Here is a 22,208-nt window from a genome sequence, read left to right as displayed (position 1 = left end):
AATTGATTTACTTATAGGTTTAAAGAGGATTGTACCTCCCTCCTGAAGGTTTGCAGGAGGGAGATACCAATCATGATAATTAATGTTTACCAACAATCACTTTCTTGTCGCCAACAATGTAAACACCATCAGCGAGACCATCAAGTGCAGTGCTTTCGTTTACTTGACTACGAATAAGAACACCATAAACGCTGTACACATCCACTTTGTTGCGGTTAGGTTGAACAACAGTGGTCTTTATTCCAGTGGGTACAGTTCCAGGTAGAACTTCAGAACCATTAGAGCCACACACCACTACCTTAACATTATTATTTGCGCTCTCCATTACCTTCCTTGGAATGGTGAAAGTCTTGGTGTTTGCAAAATAGATTAGTTTATCGTTGCTATCATAGATTTTGAAACCAACCACATGACTATTCTTTGCTTTCATTGTATAGGTGCGTTTACCGTCAACATCCTTCATCGACACCACTTCTGCCCAACCCTGACCAAGACTATCAGGACAGAATTGATCCCACGAACCAAAATCGCCCATCGTGCCTACACGAACTTCATCGTTAAAATCAGAGCGCATTTCGCCTTCGGGATGACCAGGATAAATGGCCGGCGTACGACGAATGTGATCGTCTACAAAGATAAGGTTGTTACCTGGACCCTTAGGAAACTTTTTCATAAACCTCAAAGCATCTTCCCATTCAGCTCTATTAGTGTACATGGTTGTATTGCTATAGTCGCCAATAACAACACCATTTACATCATAGAAATGACCCCATGCTTCGAAAAAGCTTGAAAGGTCTTGCTGGGCAGCATAGCAACAAGCTTTAGCAAATAGCAGATAGTCGTTTCGTCCACTACAGTTTGCAGTGCCTTGTCCGCTCAAACGGTTTCTTCTTAGATAGTCGAGACATTTATTCCAGAACTTATTGTCGAGTCCTGTAGCGTGGAAGAGCAAATAAAGTTTGTAGTACATCTGTGTAGTTCCCCATGTACCATATTCAAACCAGTACTTCTTACTTGCAAAACGGTCAGCGTATGTTGACACAGCACTTTCACAAACGCCGGTGTATTGCTTTCCGTCAACATCAACATAATTACAATGTTGCGAACGACTCGTCTTTTGACCAGAAGTAAACATAATCATATTAGAGAACATATTTACTGAAATTTCGGTCATTCCCGCAGTATTAAAGAGCTGTTGGTGGTTATGTCCAAACTCATGAGCAGGTCCCCAAAGCGTTCCATCACCGCGTTTCATCTTATCGTAATTAAGAACATCGGGCAAAGTATTGTAATTATAATATGTACCACCTGTGGTAGCATACATATAACCATGGTCCACGGCAGTGGCGTTAAGCACGTTGTTGCATTTATCTTTCTTCGATTCACGGAAGCCCATAAGGTCGTCTTCACGTTGCACAATGCTATTCCATATTTCAACCAACCCCTTCATATGAACAGGAGTGTACTGCTTGCAGGCATCACTTGGCATATGCATCACAACGAGTTCGCCTTTCATATTGAAAGCCTTAGCCCATGCTAATCCGTCATTCTGCATCTTAACCCAATCATTATCTGTATCGCCTTTTGTAAGGTCGAAATAGCCGTTCACCTTACCTCCTTCGATATGGATGTTAAGGTCTTTATAATCTTTTAGTGCCTTTCCGTTTTGGAAGGTCGGACCAATATAATTAACAAAGACGTTATTCTCGCCTTCATTAAGAACCACATTCAATCCCTTTTTCAAGTTATAGAACTTGCCTGCACTACGCGTCCCTAGAGGAACAAGCTCTATTTGAAGCGTAGCATTGTTAGGAATGTCATCGCCAACAAACACAAACAAATCTTCACCATCCAAGACAGTGATACCCGTTGGATTGGTAAGGTTACCATAGTCGTAACCAATACCCATTGAACGTGCCCAAGCATCGTACTTATATTCGCTATAAGCTTTATAACTAGCTATACGGAATTGCTTTTCCCAATTACGTCCGCTATTATATCTTTGCCAGTTTTGGTTCTTTATTTTCAAAATAACTTCCTGTAAGCCTTGTGGCAAACCATCTGCAGACATCTTTGCTTTCAATGCGGCATCGTTCATTTGCTGAACATCAGCTGTTACTTCAGTAGCAGCACTATTTGTGAAATAGCTAACCATCTTATCTGCATAGGTATTAGCATTTTTAGTTAGGTCGAAACGTGCTTTATATGCATCGTGTTGAGCTTTTAGCTTGTTTTGTTCTACAACAGCGACTTTAAATACCCATTTATTGGCTTCTGAACCCACATACCAACCAACAGGATGATAGCCTTGACTTGCTGCACAGTGAATACCTACATTATTAGCATCTACCATTTCGTAGTTCATCAAGTAAGGGTCGCTGGTATTGAGTTTAAGTTTAAATCCATTGCCCTGTGTCTCCGATGTGGTATAAGTTCGACTTGTTGCACCATTTTGATGTGTGATATATTTACCTGTTACGGCATTTTTGAACACATAACGGCCATTAGGAAGCTTAATCAATTTCCAACAATAACTATAGTCATTGGCATCAAACGTACCCGTATACAATGCTCCTTCTATATAATTCTCACGCATCGACCTGCCATAGGTTTCAGATACTATCTGATAATAGCGTTCGGTGTTAACCGTTGGATTTACATTACCAGAAAGTTCGCCTAACCTTTCACGCACTTGTTTTTCACTAAGCGTGGTAACGGGCTTAAAAAGAAATTCACTTGGTCCGATAGCTATATTACCACCGTCTGTCAATGGATACCAACGTACAATGTTTTTCTGTGCATCTATATGCCAGCACCAACCGTTGTTACCTTTATCATTGAAGATATTGAAATAAGACTTTCCTGTTCCTTTTGATTTTGGTTGATAGACAACATTAAAGTTATAGGCAGCATCAGAAGTTTTATAGGTAACATTATTACCCGAAACAGTCTGTACAAACTGGCCATTCTTCAAGCTCTGGATAGAGTAACTGTCTCCTTCTTTTGCGTGAACGACAAATACATCAGCATAATCTGATGGTATTGTACTAAATGTTTGACCACGAAGAGAACCATTTCCATCTACATACACATGAAGGTTTGAACCAGGCTGTCGTTTATCATTAACAATCTGATACACTCCTGTAGTGAGTGTTTGGTTTTCTCCACTACCTGTTGGCGCTGCTGCAAGTCGTGCAGTTCTTGCAAAACTTGGCATAGCAATGCTTAAAGCCATTGTAGCCAGCAGGGTTTTGTTGCGTAGAAATCTTTGTAATAACATATGTTTTTATGAATGATTAATAATCTTAATAGTTTCCTCTATTATAAAGGTACTTTATCTAAGGTGTTGATAATTGTTTTTATTTATGTTGTTAAATAAGCGTTCGTCGGATTTTTTCAAGGAACATTAGCTGAGCTATCTTTGGAGTTACGCTATTGCCAATCATTCTACTTCAAAAAATGTCTGACAGATGGCGATGGCATAACTCCGTTATAGCTATCTTAATTGTCCAGTTTGTTTGTTATTCGTTTAAAAGTCTAATTGATTTAGAGCTTTATCTACCAACATTCCCTTGGGAGTTGTAGGCTTAACTGTAAACGTCTTTTGTGCCTTCATACGAATAACCAAGAGTGTTACATCGCCTTGTACAACTGGCTGATCACCTACATTAACGAAAGTGGGATAGAGCACTTGTGAACCATCGGTGTGACGACGGTCGTACGACAAGTTGCGCATTTTATTGTATGCTGTCGACTCCACTTTTACGAACTGCATTTCTTTAGGGTTATATGGGAAAACAAGGTTGAATGCATTTACCGACTTTAAATCTTTGCCTTTAATAGTGATAAGCACATCGTCACCAGCTGAATACGATTGCCTATCGAAATGATAAGACAATGTTCCAGCAAGTTTTACTTCGTTGTCTTCATCAATATTAACTCCTCCATCAAGTTTCGTCGCTACATTCGAGATATCATAGGCATCAATCAAGCCATTGCCATTGAGGTCGCCTCCCGAGATATAACCATCAAAGTCGGAATCACCTGTTTTCAACCCTGTATAGTTCATGTAAGAAGTCAAATCATTCTCATCTATCTTTCCATCAACGTTGATATCGCCAGGCAATATCGTCTTTGTTCCAGGCACTTTAAACACATAGAGTTCTCTTCCCGAACCAAAGTTTCCTACTGCTTCCTTCACTATCACCTTTACATAGCGTGCTATGGGTTGGGTTGTGAAGACCACTTCCTTAGTTTGGTTATTGCGCGCCCACTGCTGTACTCCAATTTCGGTCCAGTTAAGCCTGTCTTTACTAACAGCAATGTCGCATTTGGTTATCGTGCCATTGCCTGCATTGACTCTAGGTACATACTGAATTTTATCCAATGTATTGATGCTGTGCAAATCGATCGTAAATTCGAAGGGCACTACTTTATCTGAATAATTTGTATGCCAGATATCTCCAGCTGTGCTAAAATCAAACAATCGACTTATGCCAAAGCCATTTTGGTCTTTAGCAGTAGACTTAGCTGTAATTCCCTTTATAGCATGTTCCAAGGGATTAACATCGGTCTTGGCATGTAATTTTGTCCAATCGCTAACACCATCACTATTTACTGCGCGCACCATAAAGTCGTATTCGGTTTCTGGTTGCAAATCTTCAAATAGTAATGAGTCACGAAGGATAGTTGTATAAGTTTGGCCAACGAACTTAACCTCATAGTAGTCGGCATTCTGTACTGGCTTCCACTTCGGCGTTATGCTGTAGGGTTGTATGTCTGACGCAAGTAATTCGGGTGCCGCGAGTTTACCTTTTCTACTTAAACTTTGGTTAGACTTATTGAGGCGCTCAAAACCATCAACACGAAGTTCTACTGCTTTCGTCGTTATATCACACGAGCCCAAGCGAACAATTATCTGCGCATTCTTCGAAACCAACAAGTTAGCTATTTCTGTGCCTGCAGTTGAGAAGCGATTGAGGTTAGGAGACTGAACATAATTCCAGGTATTATCGCCTTTTGTTGCTTCTTTTAGCACAACTTGTTTACCATCAATAAAAGCAGATACACGCTTTGGCTTTGCGTTTGTGTTGAGATTTAAAGTTGTAGACTGGTTTTTCAACATCCCAGAAAACGTGCCCATAGTCTGCTCTATCCTAACTGTAAGATTTTTTTGCCTGCTAAGATTAGAGGTTATTAGCGTTGTTGCTTTTTCACCAAAGAGGTAACTTTGTGTTATTCCATCATCATCATACAGCACAAATTGGCTTTTGCCTTCAGGATAAAGTTCAAATACACGTCTGCTCTTATCTATTTCAGAAGGATTATTATTGGCATTCACCATCGGGATAATGGCTCCAGCCTTTACAAAAACAGGTAATTTCCAGATGGGTGCAGCGTAATCATTAAGCACACAACCACCTTTATAAGTGGCTCCAGTAAAATAATCATACCAAGTGCCTTCGGGTAAATAAATACCATTGCGCACATCGTTACCTTCTTTGTCGGCTAAAGTATTCTGATAAATAGGCGCCACCAAGAACGATGGACCATACATAAACTGGTAACGAGTGGTACTACCCAAGGTATAATCGTTTTTATCTTCCAAAAACATGGCCCGAATAATTGGCTTACCTGTTACAGCCTCGTACGAACAAGAATAGGTATAAGGCAGCAACATCGACTTAAGTTTAAGATAAGAGCGATTAATGCTGGTTGCAGGTTCGCCTAATGCCTGCGGATATTTGGGGTTACTCCCCCACCCGTCCATATTCAATTGCATGGGCGAGAAGGTCTTCCACTGATAATCGCGGATATTAACTGGCTCGTTTTTACCACCAAAAATGCCGTCCATATCGCTCGATATATTACCAACTCCTGAAAGTCCCGAGCCAATATAGGTTGGAATATGGAAACGTATATACTCCCATTCGCCGCCCGATTGGTCGCCTGTCCAAACACCTGCATAGCGTTGGGTACCTGCCCAACCATTAAGTGTAACGATAAAGGGACGGGCATTATTACCATAATAAGGCATAACATTCGCCACATCTGCAATTCCATTCAGCCCAAACGAGTATCCAGGACCAACCCATGCCACATCTGTTTTCAACACACGCACACCCGCATCGCGAACCTCTTTCACAATGTCGCGTTGTAATAAAGGCTTAATCGAATCTATGGGATAAAGATTAGACTGAGTCCAAAGCCCTATTTCTACACCTTGTTTTCGTGCATAGTCACCCAAGATTTTCAAATTAGTGATGTTACCATCTAGCGTACTAGCCTGTCCATAGCCAGCTCCATAACCATCGTTTGGCAATATCCACCCCAATGGCATGTCGTATTTCTTATAACGATCGATAACAGCACGGGCCGAAAATTGATAGTTCTGATTTTCGCCATTCAAACTTTCTTTAATGCCATTATTGTCTTTCTGTTCTTCAATGTAACGTTTTCCATCTTCAAAAAGTACACCTCTTCCACTTTCTGTTGTCTCCTTCCAATAATCACGATTATAGGCATTGAGATGACCTTCATAGAAAGCAAACTTTGGAAGCAGTACAGGATTACCCGTAAGTTGATAATAATCGCGAAGCAACGACACAGGAGTGGCGCTTACCATTAAGAACATGTCAAGGTAAGGCATATCGTGCGTAATTGTTACCCTATTTTTGTCTTTGCTGCCAAAATCGTAAACGCCAGGTTTAAATGTGTAGGGCATGGCTGCATAGCCACCAGTAGACCAATAGAATGGGGCTGGCGATGCCACGCCTCCATCAGTCCAACTACATGAATTTACAATATCAATGCGTTTGCCCCGATGAGAGAAACGACCATTTTGCACACCTCCACCATAGAAATATTCATCAGATACATTAGCAAAGGTAACTGTTGTACTGTTTTTTCGGAAATCAACAGGTTTTACTTCTTTAATCACCTCTCTGCCATTACGCAGATCGGTAACACACATTAGGCCCGTTTGACGGTCGAAACGCACTTGAACCGCGGCTGTAGACACAGCAACGTTTGCATCGTTTTCAACAACAGTGAGTCGACCTGCATTTTTACGAGGATTGTTAACAAGTATTTGAGCCGGTGGATTACTAGAAGGATGGCGCACAATGCCACCTTTGGGGTCGCGAAAAATACGAAAGATATTCTGCCCATAAAAATCTAAGGTCAGAACACCACCATCACTATAAAGAATTTCCACCGTAGTTGGGTTAATCTGTCTAATTGCATTTACCGTCTTATCTGCAGCGAATGCGGTCTCACCTACTGCCAACAGCATGGCAGCAAGCAAAATCTTTGCTTTTTTCTTATTCATTTGTAGAACATTGTGCTCTTAATGCCTAGTAGGTAATCGTCAGCTTCTGAACAATAATTGGCTTTTAGTTGAATGTTTTAAAAATACAGCGACAAAGTTAAGCCATTTTTTACAAACAGCAACATATTAATAAAGAAATTATATCATGTAATCTCACATTCTTTATTAACATCAAAATCTATCTATAATAACTCAACACTAATATTTTATAATAACACCAAAGCAAGATTAGTTATAGATTAAATTGATTTGAATTTTATTATAGCTTTGATGTAAAATGAGTTAGAAAAAGTTTATTCTCATTCCTGACATCTATTAGGTTCTCCAATCCAAAAACGGCTTTTACTTTTCATTTAGCACTTTTGTGTTGCCACTGCTGTTCAAAATTAGATTTATAGTTTTGTTTAGTAATTTTATTCGGCAGAAAAGTCTGGCTATGTCATGCGGTTTTAGAAATAACACCCAAATATTAACAAAAAGTGTAGGGACAAAGGTCTACGCTTAATGCATGAATCAAGCTTCGTGCAAACAAACGAGACCTTTTGTCCCTACATTATATTAGAAGAAATAATCTTCAACGTGAGTTAAATGCTCATACAACGACCATTTAAATGGTAATGCTATCCGCTAACCCCATTGTTTAAGAATATCCTTATAAACTCATACGGTATCGGGTAATTACTTTTCAAGCACCTTAAATTCGGCACCCGAAGCAAAGTCTTGCCCCCCTTGCTCGCTTAAGGCAGTAAACCTAACATAACGAGCCTTAACCGGCGTTGCAAGCATAATAGACTTCTCTTTTCTATTATTTTCAAATTCGCCATCGGCAACAGCCTTTCCCCAAGTTTTTCCGTCGTTACTTACTTGTATGCTATACTTCTTGATGTTACCATTCCCACTATTTTGGCGTGGTAAGTAAGTAAAGCCCTTAATGGTTTTAACACCACCGCAATCGAAGTCTACCCAATGAGGATAGTTAGCCACGGTAACAGAGTACATCGTGTGCCAATAACTGTTGGGGTTTCCATCTGTTAAGTGGTTGGCATCACCTTCTCCGATTTCCTGACTTGATGCATAAACCACAGTTAAGGGAATGCTTTCAATGCGCGAGAAAGTTTGTGAAGCCTTAAGCCACTCTGTATCTTTAGACCAAGCCGTGATAGAACCACCATTGCGCATATTAATTGCACCTGTATACTTCTGTGGTTTCTTGTTGCTATTGGTGGTATAGAACAAGTCGCTCTTAGCACCATTAGCATCTATCGTTACATTGCCTTCGGCATCTCTTGAGATAATAAGCGGCGTTGCACCGTTTAAGCTTATATTAGAATTATCAGTAAGTGCCTTACTAGAAGAGGAACTAACTGGGCGTATCATATAACCAAAGGTATGTGGCGTGGCCATCACACGGTCGTGCATCAACGGGCCTCCTTGTCCGCAACTATTACCACCTAATCCGGTTATTGCCTTATCTAGATGCAAATAAGTGTAATTGCTTTCAGGCAATTCGTGGGGGTGGTTAGCCATGGCAATATCATTGTCCGACCAAGGAAGTGCTGAAAAGCTCATTTTATCTTTTGCAACAAAGATAGCACCAACGCTGTTTGTATCATTATTGCTCGTGAGCGAGAGCCAACGAGTGTCTTGATGGTTGCCCGTATCCTGGGGTTTGGGGAACATTACAAATTCATCTGTTACATCCAGCTGTTCCGTAATCCCTATCATTTGACCAGTCTTGCGGTCTGGATAGTTATCATACACCCCCCTACCATAATAAATCAGATTATTATATTCCTTTGGCATACGCAGCGTATAGCCTAGACGAGCAAGCACCAACGTGGGTTTATTGCTCGTTACAGCGCTTTCACTTTCAATACTACCATCGGGGAATACAGTATAAACAACTTGTGTATTAAAGCGGAAATCATCTCTACCGAAAGGTTTATCTTTAAATTCAACAAGTCTCTTCCAGTTGGCATTACCTCCCTCAAGGCGGTAACCGTGAGGAGCTTGCGATTCTACGTTAAACACGATTGACACCGAACCGTCTTTATTCACATGCGTGGTATGAGATGTGCATTTATGTTGTAGGTTGTTCAATCCATTAGCATACCATCCCTCATAAGCCCAATTATCGTTATTGGTCCATGCACGGAAGGCATTCAATTCGGGCCCACAGCCATCAGCAATGATTGTTTTTCCGTCATATTGCAGGTTGTAAATAGTACCCTTTACCAAGTCGAACGTGGTTGTAAATGTAGGTCCAGACATCACCAGTTTATTGCCTTTTGGCGCAGAAACATTTACTTTCCCTTGTACAGCAATGGTGGGACGTGTTTCAGCCATCTGCACGGGCAACTGCTCTTCGGCCTGTACATATCCTGCTCTAGCCCATGGCATGTCGTGTTTTAACGTGTAGGTAACATGCAACAGATATTCCTTATTGGGGTCAAGCCCCTCGTTAAGGCCATCAATCGTTATATACTTATGTGTTCGTGCAGGCACACTTCCGAGTTCAAGATTTCCTTTTTTAACGGTCAAACCATCTGCTGTAAGGGTGTATGCCATGTTATAGCTGCTAAGATCGTCTGAATAGTAGTTTTTATTAAACACATCCAGCGTTGCCTTTTTAGCATCTTTCCAGGTTGTTCCAATGTATTGATACACTTTCTTTACCTCAAAATATTGAGGTTTAGGTGTAAGATCGCCAAAGATGATGCCATTCATTACAAACTGTCCGTCGTTGGGGGTGTCGCCAAAATCACCACCATAGGCCACATAACGCTTACCTTCTTTAGTGTAATTATACATACTTTGGTCTATCCAGTCCCATATAGCTCCACCCATAAAGAAGTTAGTAGACTCGATGGCATCCCAATAATCCACAAGATTGCCAACAGCATTTCCCATGGAGTGGGCATATTCAGAGATATGGAAAGGATACTTAATTCCCATTTTACCCTTAACTGCATCGCGCGTCCAAGCAATACTTGGATATTGATTAGAACCCATGTCCACAATATCGTTATTTCGCTCGTATTGCACAGGACGTGAAGCGTCATAGGCTTTCAACGAGTCGTAAGCCACAACAAAGTTATGACCTGGTCCGGCCTCGTTACCTAAGCTCCAAATTACAATACAAGGATTGTTTACCAGTTGACGAGCCATAGCCATCACTCGGTCTACGTGTGCGTCTTGGAACTCTGGCACATGCGACAGCGAAGACTTGCCATAGAAATATTCGTGGCTTTCGATATTGGCCTCACTCTCTAGGTAAATACCATATTTATTGCAGAGGTAATAGAAATAAGGATCGTTGGGATAATGCGATGTGCGCACATGGTTGATGTTAGCACGCTTCATCAACATAATCTCTTCTTCCATTTGTTGGCGCGAAATTACTTTACCCGTTAATGGGTTTGTATCATGTCTGTTTACACCTTTAAGTTTCAAAGGCATGCCATTGATATAAAAATAACGTCCTGCTAAACCAAATTCGTCTTTTTCTGCAGGCGTATTTTTTATTTCAACCGTGCGGAAACCAGTTTGAAAACTAATTGTTTCTACTACTTTCTTTCCCTGCATCAATTCACCAACCACAACATACACGTTAGGTTCTTCTGCCGTCCATGGTGCAACATCGTTCAGAGTGATGCTTTGATGTAGTTGGGTTTCTGCATTACAGCTGCACGAGGTTTTAGCCTTGGCATCATCAAAAGTAGCCACCAACACATTATCATCCGAGAACAATTTGTTTTTATAAATGCTCCAACGCATACTCAAGCCTTTTGCATTCTTTGCAGTAAGGTTTTGTAAGGTGGTATTAATGCTTAGAGTGCCTTTTCCACCATCATAAGTAGGAATTGCTTTAACATCGGCAACACGTAACTTGGATGTAGCTGTTACACTCACACTGCGGAAGATGCCAGGCAAACGAAACATATCTTGAGCCTCGAGAAAACTTCCATCAGAAGAGCGATAAACTTCAAGAGCAATTTCGTTTCTTCCTTTTATAATATAAGGAGTGATATCAAATTGGGCTGTATTACGTGAGTTTTTTGAAAAGCCTACATATCGTCCGTTTATCCAAAGATAGAAGAAAGAATCTACACCATCAAAGTTGATGTAAACTTCCTTTCCATCCCAGGTAGCAGGAATATTAAAAGTCCTTCTGAAAGAGCCAACCTCATTACGATATTCATAAGTGGTGTAATTCTTTGGCGGTTCGCGCATCACACCCTTTTTCCAGTCTCCGGGTTCAATCTTATACTGGAAGATAACCCATTGATTAACATAGATTGGCACACCATATTTTAGCGTACCATCCTTTTGAATGCCAGCCATATTCCAGCTAACGGGCACATTTATTCGATCCCATTTAGTGTCGTTATATCCTTGTGCATAAAAATCTTTAGGTCGTTCATCGGGATTTTTAGAAAAATGAAAACGCCATTCTCCATCTAATGATAGATAGTCTTTGGCATATTCGGGCAATACTTTCCTCGCATCATCTACAGATGAGAAAGAAGAAAACAATGCACGAGCTGGCAATTTATTATAACCCAACGACTGGGGTGATTGCCATTCCTTACCTGTTGGGGCTGTATCGAGCCCAAAAAGGTATCCGCCTTTGGGATGGTTGTCTGCCTGTAACGGCACTGCAGCTACTGTTGATAACAATAAACTAAATAATAAATGTTTATGCATAATAGATAGTTGTTAGACATTGTTGTTTGAAATAATGCACATTTGTATTGCAAGCATTGAAAACACTGCGGTGAATATTAACTAGCCCACAAAACTATTTATTGCATTAGCGTGGCAAAGTTAATAAAAAAATAATTATTTAACATGGGTCAGATAAATTATAAGCTACTACTAATTTGTAGGTCAAAGTAAATAACTGTTGAATTAATGTGACTACACCCTATGCCTTTTACATAATTTAATGGCATAACTTCTCAAAAAATGATGCTAAATAGAGATGATAACGAAACAAGAAGGTAAAAATAAACCTTATAGATAAGCGATTATGGTATGACGAAGAGTTGTTATAGAAGCTATAAATGAAAATTGGAATACTCTACGATATCAATTCATAACTAACACACTTATTTACACTAGGTCACCATTGAGATTATATCTGCCAATGAGGCACATCTCTAGCTTAAAACAAACTGTGTGTCAATGCTTGAAAGAGCATTAACACACAGCCTGCTTATTATTAATCGGTACGAATATCGTCAGTGAGTGACGATTTCTCTTCGAACACTACCATCACTATATCTCACGATATTAATTCCTTTCTGTGGATTATGAATACGACGCCCTTCAAGTGTGTAACGTTCTAATTCGATTACCGTGTTCTGTCCTTCTTCTAAAGCCGATATGCCTGTGGCTGAACCATCAGTAATAATGCATTTAGCAGCGTTCTCAATTTTCTTTGTAGAAAGATTTATCAGCAACACACAAACTTTCAATTTCGATTTGTCTTGCAATAATGAATTATGAGCAATATCAAACACGTGTTTAAAGCTTTGCACCTTATCTATTTCAATCGGAGTTTTAACATAATCTTCGATGGCTGGTGTGTAAACCCCTTTAGCTGCTATTGCCGAAAAATTGTTGTGAAGTCCTTTTATCACTAATGGAGAATTAACAAATTTGTTCATTTCTTCTGAAATACCAAGCACACTTTTGTCACCTGAGTAGATATTGTTTTGCGACCAAGTGGGTTTTGACATGCCATCTTCTGTTAGCACATAAGCCAATGCATAGGATGCATCTTTGGGGGAGACGCGAAAGGTTACTCGAGGTGTCACGGTTATGTTTGTTTTTTGCTTATCCCATTGTGCCGAGACATCAACGTCCATGTCTGCTCCCATAGACTTTTCCTCTTCAAACTCATTCGTGGCGATAAAACTTGATAGGTCGCGACTTCTGTTCATTTGGAGAGTTGGGTAAGTACGGATATTTGAAGCTTTCCATGCGTAATCTGTACACTTTAGCGGATCCGATATATGAATGGCAATACCGATGAAATCTTCGGGATAATTCTTTTCTAAATTTTCCATCACTGCAATGCCACGTGGACAGTATTTGCACCACATGCCCGTATATTCCTCAACTACAACTCTTCTTCTAGGCACTTTAGTAACGGTAGCTCTAGGTAGATTGGCGTAAGGAATAGTTGCTCTGTTTAGCTCGCCATTTACTTTCGTAATCTCTACTTGTAGTTCTGTTTCCGAGAGGTGGCTATGGGGTGGCACATCTATTTCTACAGTTGCCACGCCCATACGTGGCAGAGCCTCTTTCATTACATGTTTTTGCTCTAGAATAACAGCTCCGTTGTAAGAAAGCTTGTAATTGAAATTTTTAACCGTAACTCTACCATAATTGGTAATTGATAAAAGTCCTTTAGCACTCTTTGCATGGATGGGTACATATACCTTGCGTCCTGTCGATGGCGCCAAACTATAGTCGTCGGCACTAAGGTTAATTGGATAGCATAGAATTGCAATGAGTGCAAGTATTTGTAAAGATAATGTTTTAAGCATATTGTTATTTGTTATTATTTGGAAGTATATTTATCTTGGTTCTTGAGTTTCTTTGGAGTCAAACACTTGCAAATGTCGCGGACGTTTGTAAATATGAGATAATAAGCTGGCTGAAATTAACTCGTGCTGCACGCGTTAAAGCTTCTGTTGACTGCAATTTATGGGTTGAAATATACTTAGACGCAATCAATTGCGCTGCATTCTTCCCCACGGGTTCTGCCCTGGATAAAGTTGTTACTGCTAAATGAGCAGCTAACACAGTCATTCTTAGAATGATATTTTGTCTCATTTATATATTAAGGTTTAATCTTTTTGATTTATAGTTTTACTAGATAATAGCAAGCTATTAAGTGCAAAATTACACAAATATTTGCAAACATATTAATTTCATATAAAGATTATTTAATTGAACCTTAAAACTTCAAAATCCAAACATTTTTTCAGAAAATAAGGGGAGAGTTTAACCAGAATACTTATTTTCATCCTTCAACACCATTTGTTAATTATAGTTATTTAATTTTACAAATTAACTTGTTTACATCGCTCAATCTAGCGAGAAATCACGCTAAAAACATGCTAAATAGCAGTTATTTATTAACTTTCTTGGTTACAATTCTCGGTTATGATTGTCTCAGTAACGCCATTTTGTACCTTTTTACCTTCCTAGTTTGTGTCAAACTTACAATTTTTGCGAGTCAATCGACCTAGTTTTGATGCCCAAAAACACTATTTTTACCGCCACTATAACCAAAAATATGCGTATATTGTATACTTTTTAAGCTCATTTCTTGGAGCGACACTTGTAAAATTTTAAGTACTATCTTGCATTTAGTATCTTTTTACCTCGCGTTTTGCTGCTAAATGCACTGCGTTTTGTTGCTAAATGCATTGCGTTTTGCTGCTAAATGCATTGCGTTTTGCTGCTAAATGCATTGCGTTTTGCTGCAAATAGCTTATTTTTTTGTTTTATATTATAGCTATTATATTCTATTCATTGTTTTTAATTGAATAAAATCAATTTGTGATATTTACAAAGACGCCCTATAACTTTGACCAAACAAACCTGCGCAAGAATTGAATATTTGGAGGCGAGTTTATGTCTGGTAATTTTAAAAGCGCTCATAATGTTAAATTTTACACCATTATTTTTACACACTAAGAATAAAATATGGGTGTAAAAGAAAACTAGCTAGGTTAGAAATAAATACTTTGATACTATGCCACAATGCATCTAACATAATCAAAATACAGATAATATGGATAATATCAAATTTAACCAGAAATCGGTCCTTAGACCACAATGTTTCCAGAATTCTTGTTTTTGTGATGTTCCAAACATCTTTTATTTTATTGTGGGCATCTTCTCTGTCTTTCGAACTTGACGTGGCATGCTACGCCAACGTAAAAAAAAGGCAATATGCTCGACAATAATACAAAATCTTTTTAGGCGCTAATGACCGATTTGCGTTAAACAGATAAGCACTGAATATGTGTTAGCGTGCAACATGTTTAGCTAATGTTTTCTTACAAAAAGCTGATAACTGATTAATTGGTCTTATAAAAAGGATGCACCTGGCTATATAAGTAAACACTAAAACATTTAAAAAAGTTAAGCAAACCCCTAATTACAACACGTAATACCAATTTACTCGCCAAAAATACGTTCTGAACCGATGGTGAGTCGCTTAAGTTCGTAAAAAGAACCATTAAAGATATTCAAATCCACATACCCTCTAATACCATCTAACCTACCAGCATCAGTGTGTTGCCAAAACTTCCACTTACCTTTATATTCCACCTTCTCAACATAATAATGCGCAATCCAATAAGGATAGTCATCGAAAACGGGTGCACTAAGGTATTGTTCTTTAAACTTGTAATAGGTATAAATGATGGGTTTGACATGATATTTATCTTCAACGACATGCAACCACGTAAGCACATCGCGTTGAAAATCTTCTATCGAACGATTTTTAGGTTTATGTTCAACATCGAGAACAGGTGGGAGGTCGCCTTCTTCCAAGTGCACTTGCTTAAGAAAAAAGTTGGCTTGTGCCCTTGCCGATGATTTATTGCTCCAAAAATGGTACGCACCACGAATAAAACCGTATTCGCGGGCTTGATAAAAATTGTCGTTAAAGTTCTCATCAACAGCCGATGAGCCTTCTGTTGACTTAACAATCACAAACTTTAGCGGAAATCCGTCTATGGTTGCATCGCTCAACTTGTCCCAATTGATTTCGCCTTGATAGTGAGAAATGTCAATGCCATGAATAGCGTAGCCGTCTGGATAGTTGGCATCACCATACAAAGCACGCCAACGAAAGCCTGTGGGGCCTACAAAGAAATAGTAGAATGCCCAAATATACAAGCATACCACTCCCAAACCGCCAAGCCACCACGCCCAGCGACGCGACGAACCAATAAAGCGGAAAGTGAGAAATCCGAAGAAGCCGTTGCTCTTATTGCCACGAGATCTACTCCGTTTAGTATTTCTTTTATTGCGAACCTTCGTTGAAGATTTCTTTACCATATTGAGGCGATAAAACGTTTGGCACACAACCATGCACAAAGTGGCGTGCCAGCGTTAAGACAAGACTGAAAAACATTCCCCTTTAGAAGGAGTAAAAGGGAAAGCAATGTGGGACTAAACGAATAAAAGAGCAAGAACCCACTTCGAAAAGACATAGGTCCCTGCTCTCATTATGCGATATTAAGCTTGCTCAAGAGCCAAGGTGTGCGTAGTAACGTCGCACACGTCGCTTGGACCCCAGTATTGAATAGGACCGGGATAAACATAGCAAGTATTCTTAGACCACTCTTCGCGATGTGCAGCAAAAGCCTTAAAGGGCTTGCCATCCAATTCAACCAGTGCCTTACGGATAACAGGTTTCATTTCACCATTACGTCTTTCCATGTTCATCATCATTGTGATGGGCACTCCGCCAGCTTTCCAGTTGTCGGTATTGGCTGTGGTATTCTTAACGATGGCCATGTAACCAGTCTTGCCACTGGCAATAAGTAGCGCAGCGCTAGTACCCAAAGCGTAGCAATAGTCTGCATCAAAGTTAGAGGGAGCAGCACAACGTCCTTCATAACCCATGAAGTGATGTAGAGGTGCGAACTTACCAACGTACTTACCTTCTTTAGCCCAAGCAGCCAATTTGGCTTCAACCATCTCAGAGATGAGTTTCTCTGTTTCGATGAGCGATACTTGAACATTGCCGTGTGGGTCACGGTCGAGCGACAACTGGCGAGCAACGCTATCGGGAAGCGTTTCGAAAGTAGCTCTGTTTTCGGCCGAAAGGTGCTCCATAATATAAGTACGTTGAGCATCTTTATCGAGGTCTTTATAGTCGTCGCCATGAGCAGCGAGCAGGTCGTTAAGCTCTTGAATCAGTCTACCGATAGCTGGTACAAACTCGATAAGTCCTTCGGGGATGAGCACAACACCAAAGTTTTGTCCGTTAGCAGCCCTATAGGCAACAGCCGAAGCTATTTCTTCGATAATATCATTAAGCGTAAGATCTTTTGCTTCAACCTCTTCAGAGATGATACAAACGTTAGGTTGAGTTTGTAAAGCACATTCAAGAGCGATATGCGAAGCAGAACGTCCCATCAGCTTAATGAAATGCCAATATTTACGTGCCGAATTACAGTCGCGTTCGATATTACCAATAAGTTCGCTATAGGTCTTTGTGGCAGTATCAAAACCGAAAGAAGTTTCAATCTGCTCGTTCTTCAAGTCGCCATCAATGGTTTTGGGGCAGCCGATAACCTGTACGCCATAGTTTTTAGCAGCATAATATTCGGCCAACACACAAGCATTAGTGTTAGAGTCGTCGCCACCAATAATAACAATAGCCTTAATATCAAGTTTGCGAATAATTTCTAAACCCTTTTCAAACTGTTCGGTAGTTTCCAATTTTGTACGACCGCTACCAATCATATCAAAGCCACCAGTGTTGCGATACTCATCCACAAACTCAGCTGTAATCTCTACATACTGATGATCAACAAGACCACCAGGACCCATAAGGAAACCATAAAGGCGGTTGTTGGGGTTAAGACGTTTTACCTCATCAAACAAACCAGAGATAACATTATGTCCACCGGGTGCTTGTCCACCACTAAGAATGATACCCACATTGATTTCTTTCGAGGGGGCTTCACTGCCTTGCACGAACTCAACCAATGGCATTCCGTATGTATTGGGGAAAAGTTTCTTTATCTCATCCTGATTATCTACACTCTGTGTGGGAGCACCTTCGCTCACCTTTACTGCACCTTGAAGTGCCTTTGGTAATTTGGGCTGGTAGGAAGCTCTCGCTTTCTGCAATGCACTTTTTTCCATTCTCTTAATCGAATTACTTAAATATGATAAATTAAAAATGAATTAACAATCTTCCGTATAATACAAATTAGCAAATCATCAACTGCAAGATGCGTACATGACATGTCCAACTTGTTCTGCTACTGCAAAAGTACCAATTTTGCAGCACACTCAATAAGAAAAATGCAACAAATGAAAATTAAGACATATTTTTTTGTTGAAATGATGCTTAGTATCATATTTTTTCTTATCTTTGGGAGTTGGTTGAAAGCACATGTAAGGTACAACCGCGACTTCCATTATGTTTAACGGGGCACCATACCCCCTTGATATTTAATGAAATATGAACAAAAGACAACTAAAAAAAAGCGTGAACTACATTTGTTCCGAACTATTTGCGGAGGGCGTTGCTGCTTCGCTCTACTCTCAAAGCGCCAACAGAGACAATACCAATGCCTTGTTGGCTTCTGTGATTAACATTCAAAACGACTTCGTTAGAAGAATTTCGCACCCTGAACCTGGTATGAAAGCTAAAGTGTTTTACAACCAGTTGATTAAAGACTTCAACAACACTGTATCTGAAGTTATTGACCAAATAGCCCACTTGCAATAATAAGCGACATTGACCTGCCATAATTATGGCTGGCACAACAAAACAAACAACAAAGAACAAACTGAAGCTAACTGCACGTTCGAGAGAACTAAACTGCGCCGAAACAGCTTACATCTACCGTCAATAACGTGCAGAAAGTCGCAATAACAAAATAAGCAAATACAGCTATCATAAACGAATAATGTTAAAGAAATTTAGTGCGTGGTTGTTATACCAACGTATGGGTTGGAAAGCCAATATCACCGTGGCGCATCCAAAGAAATACATCATCTGTTTAGCACCCCACACAAGTAACTTGGACTTTCTTATTGGTCAGCTTTTCGCTAGAGCCGAAAATATGACCAGTGGCTTCCTGATGAAGAAAGAGTGGTTTTTCTGGCCTTTAGGTCCTATACTAAAAAAACTTGGAGGTATTCCTGTGTGGAGAAATAAAAAGACAAGCATGACCGATCGACTGGCTGAAATGGCTCGAAAGGCCGAAAAATTTAGTATTTGTATCACGCCAGAGGGAACGCGCTCGCTTAACCCAGATTGGAAATTGGGATTCTATTTCATCGCGCAAAAAGCTAACATTCCTATCCTATTATATGGTGTGGACTATGAGCGCAAACTCATCGAATGTACAAAAATGATTGTTCCCACAGGAGATGTAGAGAACGATATAAGAGAGATAAAATTGTATTTTAAAAACTATAAAGGTAAAAAACCAGAACTATTCACCACTGGTGACGTGTAAAACCCAAAATGAAAAAGCTGCTTTTGTGGTGCAGTCTTATTGCATGCGCATGCTTTGCCAATACAATCAAGGCTCAACCGAATGGCCTTTTGACCGATATTAACTACCAAGGACCACCCTTAACCACTAATACGGCTAAGCCCTATAGCATAACTGCAGGGTTAGGAGGCAGACATTTATCGGTTTGGGCTAGTCATGGCAAGTATTATGAGGCCAAACAAGACTCGTGGCAATGGCAGCGACCAGCACTATTCGGCACCAACGAAGACCTCTTTACACCTACCATTGTGCTACCCTACCTCATTCCTATGCTTGAGAAATCTGGTGCAATTGTGCTCTCGCCTAGAGAGCGCGACCTACAACCCGAAGAGATAATTGTTGATAACGACAGTGAAAACCATCTACAATATAAAGAGACTAACGGTCTTCAACAATGGCGGAAGACTGGCATCAGCGGATTCGCAAACCCTAAAACAATTTATATCGAGGGTGAGAATGTGTTCAAAATGGGCACAGCACGAATGGCTCAAGGTGTAGAACAAGAAGAAGAACGCAGCGAAATTGTTTTCATGCCACAAATAAACAATGAGGGCGAAAAGGCTGTGTACGTGTGCTATCAAAGTTTACCCGAAAGCACCAACAAAGCTCAATACACAGTGTATCATAAGGGACAAGCCACTACTTTCAATGTAAATCAACGCATGGGAGGTGGCACATGGGTGTATTTGGGTACATTCGACTTTGGTAAAGGATGTTCGAAAAACAACTGTGTAGTACTAAACAACGTCTGTTCACAAACATCTGTGGTGACGGCCGATGCCGTAAGATTTGGCGGAGGCATGGGAAATATTCGTCGGGGAGGTAGCACCAGCGGTTTACCGCGAGCATTGGAAGGGGCTAGATATGCCGCCCAATGGTATGGAGCACCACTAGAAGTATATAGTTCGAAGGACGGACGAGATGATTATGGTGACGATGTCAATGCCCGTCCGTTAATAACTAACTGGTGGGCAGGTGGTTCTGTTTTCCATCCCACTAAACCTGGTCTGGGGATTCCCATTGAATTGTGTCTAGGAATACATAGCGATGCGGGTGTTGATAGGCAAAGTAAAAACATCGTGGGGTCTTTGGCCATTTGCACTTCGAACTTTAACGATGGACGGTTGGCCACAGGTGTAACCCGAAACCTTTCACTTAAGTTCGCCGAAAACATGCTCAAAACTGTTCACCACGACTTAAAACGCAAGTTTGGACGATGGGAAGTGCGTGAACTTATCGACAGAAACTACTCGGAAACGCGAATGCCCGAAATACCTTCGGTTATCTTAGAGACTCTTTCGCACCAGAATTTTCCAGACATGCGCCTAGGACATGATCCAAACTTTAAATTTGTATTGGCGCGAGCTGTGTACAAAAGTGTTCTTCGCTTTCTGTGCAACCAACACGAAACAAAGGCAGTAGTTAGTCCGCTTACCCCTTCTAACTTTCACATTAACTATCTACACGATGGGAAAATAAAACTGGGATGGTGCGAGACAAAAGACGAATTGGAACCAACAGCTAAGCCAACAGCCTACATATTATATACAGCCGTAGACTCTAGTGGCTTTGATAATGGACTAATGGTGAAGCAGAACGAATTTGAAATGACACTGCCTCCTTATAAAACACACCATTTTAAAGTGGCTGCTGTGAACCAAGGTGGCGAAAGTTTCACATCGCAAATTCTCTCTGCTCATTACAATCCCGAAGCAACAAGCACTATTATGGTGATAGATGGCTTCGACAGACTCTCCCCACCGGCCATAATCAGCTCGCCTCAGCGACAAGGCTTCGATCTAAACTATGATATTGGAATTGGACTTGGCTTACAATCGCCTTGGGTAGGACGCCAGCAAAACTTCAATAAATGGGCAGCTGGCGTGGATGGCTGGCAAGGATTGGGATACAGCGATGCAAGTATGGAAGGACAATTGGTTGCTGGAAACTCGCTCAACTCGGCACAAACGCACGTTGAAGACATAGCCGCAATAGGCAAATACAATGTTGTTTCAGCATCAATGAAAGCCATCGAACAAGGGTTGTGCAAGCTTTCGCACTACGATTGCGTAGACATTGCGTTGGGTTTGCAACGAAATGAAGCTCTTGCAACAGTGAATTACAAAACCTTTACGCTTTCTGCACAAAAGCATTTGAGTAACTACGCCCACAATCATGGCAAATTGATTGCTAGTGGAGCATATGTTGGCAGTGACATGAGAGACTCGGTTGAACAAGTTTTCATGGCCGACGTTTTCAAAATAGCATTTGATGGAGCCATTAAAACCGACACGCTGCTTGCCAATTTAAGGCCCCTAGTGAGTGACACAGTTTCTATTACGCGCGACAGCATTGTGGCTTTGCTCTACAAATCGCCAAACGCAGTGCATTATGCCCCAACAATGGTAGATGTTCTGACACCACTGGGCAATGCCATAACTGGCTATCGCTACCCAGGATGGGGGGCGGCCTCGGTGGTTTATATTGATGATAAACAAAAAACTCATATCTTTGGCTTTCCACTTGAATGCATCAAAGACCAAGCAGACCGCCGAAGAATAATGGCAGAGACCATCAACACATTAATGAATAACAATTAA

The 22,208-nt window shown here is 40.5% G+C and carries 11 protein-coding genes; 4 read left to right on the top strand and 7 right to left on the bottom strand.

Annotated features, from left to right (window positions below; translation table 11 throughout):
* Positions 1–79: 79 nt before the first annotated feature.
* Together QME03_RS07480 and QME03_RS07475 are read right to left on the bottom strand one after the other, a co-directional pair.
* The gene (locus QME03_RS07480) at positions 80–3,280 is read right to left on the bottom strand and encodes a M60 family metallopeptidase (RefSeq protein WP_281723950.1); all 3,201 of its coding nucleotides are present in this window, start codon (positions 3,278–3,280) and stop codon (positions 80–82) included.
* 249 nt (positions 3,281–3,529) lie between these two features.
* Entirely contained in the window at positions 3,530–7,288 is a 3,759-nt protein-coding gene (locus tag QME03_RS07475) for a TIM-barrel domain-containing protein (RefSeq protein ID WP_410521762.1), read from the bottom strand.
* On the opposite strand from QME03_RS07475, the gene QME03_RS11850 reads away from it, so the two are divergent.
* On the top strand, positions 7,230–7,352 hold the full coding sequence (locus QME03_RS11850; RefSeq protein WP_374188269.1) for a hypothetical protein: 123 nt from the start codon (positions 7,230–7,232) through the stop codon (positions 7,350–7,352). The genes QME03_RS07475 and QME03_RS11850 overlap by 59 nt on opposite strands.
* Positions 7,353–8,008: 656 nt before the next feature.
* Here QME03_RS11850 and QME03_RS07470 read toward each other — a convergent pair.
* The 5 genes from QME03_RS07470 to QME03_RS07450 form a co-directional block, all read right to left on the bottom strand.
* The gene (locus tag QME03_RS07470) at positions 8,009–12,037 is read right to left on the bottom strand and encodes a glycoside hydrolase family 2 TIM barrel-domain containing protein (protein ID WP_281723948.1); all 4,029 of its coding nucleotides are present in this window, start codon (positions 12,035–12,037) and stop codon (positions 8,009–8,011) included.
* A 536-nt stretch (positions 12,038–12,573) separates the two neighbouring features.
* Positions 12,574–13,887, bottom strand: coding sequence for a thioredoxin family protein (locus QME03_RS07465; RefSeq protein ID WP_281723947.1), 1,314 nt, complete (start codon positions 13,885–13,887; stop codon positions 12,574–12,576).
* 58 nt (positions 13,888–13,945) lie between these two features.
* A complete protein-coding gene (locus QME03_RS07460; RefSeq protein ID WP_281723946.1) occupies positions 13,946–14,176 on the bottom strand; it encodes a hypothetical protein in 231 nt (76 codons plus the stop codon).
* A 1,356-nt stretch (positions 14,177–15,532) separates the two neighbouring features.
* Entirely contained in the window at positions 15,533–16,420 is an 888-nt protein-coding gene (locus QME03_RS07455; protein WP_281723945.1) for a glycoside hydrolase family 25 protein, read from the bottom strand.
* A gap of 180 nt (positions 16,421–16,600) precedes the next feature.
* The gene (locus QME03_RS07450; RefSeq protein ID WP_281723944.1) at positions 16,601–18,241 is read right to left on the bottom strand and encodes a diphosphate--fructose-6-phosphate 1-phosphotransferase; all 1,641 of its coding nucleotides are present in this window, start codon (positions 18,239–18,241) and stop codon (positions 16,601–16,603) included.
* A gap of 322 nt (positions 18,242–18,563) precedes the next feature.
* Between QME03_RS07450 and QME03_RS07445 the strand changes: the two genes are divergently transcribed.
* The 3 genes from QME03_RS07445 to QME03_RS07435 all read left to right on the top strand — a co-directional run bounded on the left by QME03_RS07445 (position 18,564) and on the right by QME03_RS07435 (position 22,208).
* A complete protein-coding gene (locus tag QME03_RS07445) occupies positions 18,564–18,833 on the top strand; it encodes a hypothetical protein (protein WP_025815945.1) in 270 nt (89 codons plus the stop codon).
* Between the two features lie 181 nt (positions 18,834–19,014).
* Positions 19,015–19,569: a 1-acyl-sn-glycerol-3-phosphate acyltransferase gene (locus QME03_RS07440; protein ID WP_025815946.1), complete on the top strand. Its 555-nt coding sequence runs from the start codon at positions 19,015–19,017 to the stop codon at positions 19,567–19,569.
* 8 nt (positions 19,570–19,577) lie between these two features.
* Entirely contained in the window at positions 19,578–22,208 is a 2,631-nt protein-coding gene (locus QME03_RS07435; RefSeq protein WP_281723943.1) for a golvesin C-terminal-like domain-containing protein, read from the top strand.

The organism is Hoylesella shahii (assembly GCF_937990675.1).
GTDB lineage: Bacteria > Bacteroidota > Bacteroidia > Bacteroidales > Bacteroidaceae > Prevotella > Prevotella shahii.
The sequence above is the reverse complement of the archived record's forward strand: the minus strand, read 5'-3'. Positions and strand labels throughout refer to the sequence as shown.

What these genes read in the sequence shown, in the direction of transcription:
- QME03_RS07450 (WP_281723944.1), bottom strand. Translation starts at nt 18,241, where the DNA reads ATGGAAAAAAGTGCATTGCAGAAAGCGAGAGCTTCCTACCAGCCCAAA.
- QME03_RS07480 (WP_281723950.1), bottom strand. Translation starts at nt 3,280, where the DNA reads ATGTTATTACAAAGATTTCTACGCAACAAAACCCTGCTGGCTACAATG.
- QME03_RS07445 (WP_025815945.1), top strand. Translation starts at nt 18,564, where the DNA reads ATGAACAAAAGACAACTAAAAAAAAGCGTGAACTACATTTGTTCCGAA.
- QME03_RS07465 (WP_281723947.1), bottom strand. Translation starts at nt 13,887, where the DNA reads ATGCTTAAAACATTATCTTTACAAATACTTGCACTCATTGCAATTCTA.
- QME03_RS07460 (WP_281723946.1), bottom strand. Translation starts at nt 14,176, where the DNA reads ATGAGACAAAATATCATTCTAAGAATGACTGTGTTAGCTGCTCATTTA.
- QME03_RS07435 (WP_281723943.1), top strand. Translation starts at nt 19,578, where the DNA reads ATGAAAAAGCTGCTTTTGTGGTGCAGTCTTATTGCATGCGCATGCTTT.
- QME03_RS07470 (WP_281723948.1), bottom strand. Translation starts at nt 12,037, where the DNA reads ATGCATAAACATTTATTATTTAGTTTATTGTTATCAACAGTAGCTGCA.
- QME03_RS07455 (WP_281723945.1), bottom strand. Translation starts at nt 16,420, where the DNA reads ATGGTAAAGAAATCTTCAACGAAGGTTCGCAATAAAAGAAATACTAAA.
- QME03_RS07440 (WP_025815946.1), top strand. Translation starts at nt 19,015, where the DNA reads ATGTTAAAGAAATTTAGTGCGTGGTTGTTATACCAACGTATGGGTTGG.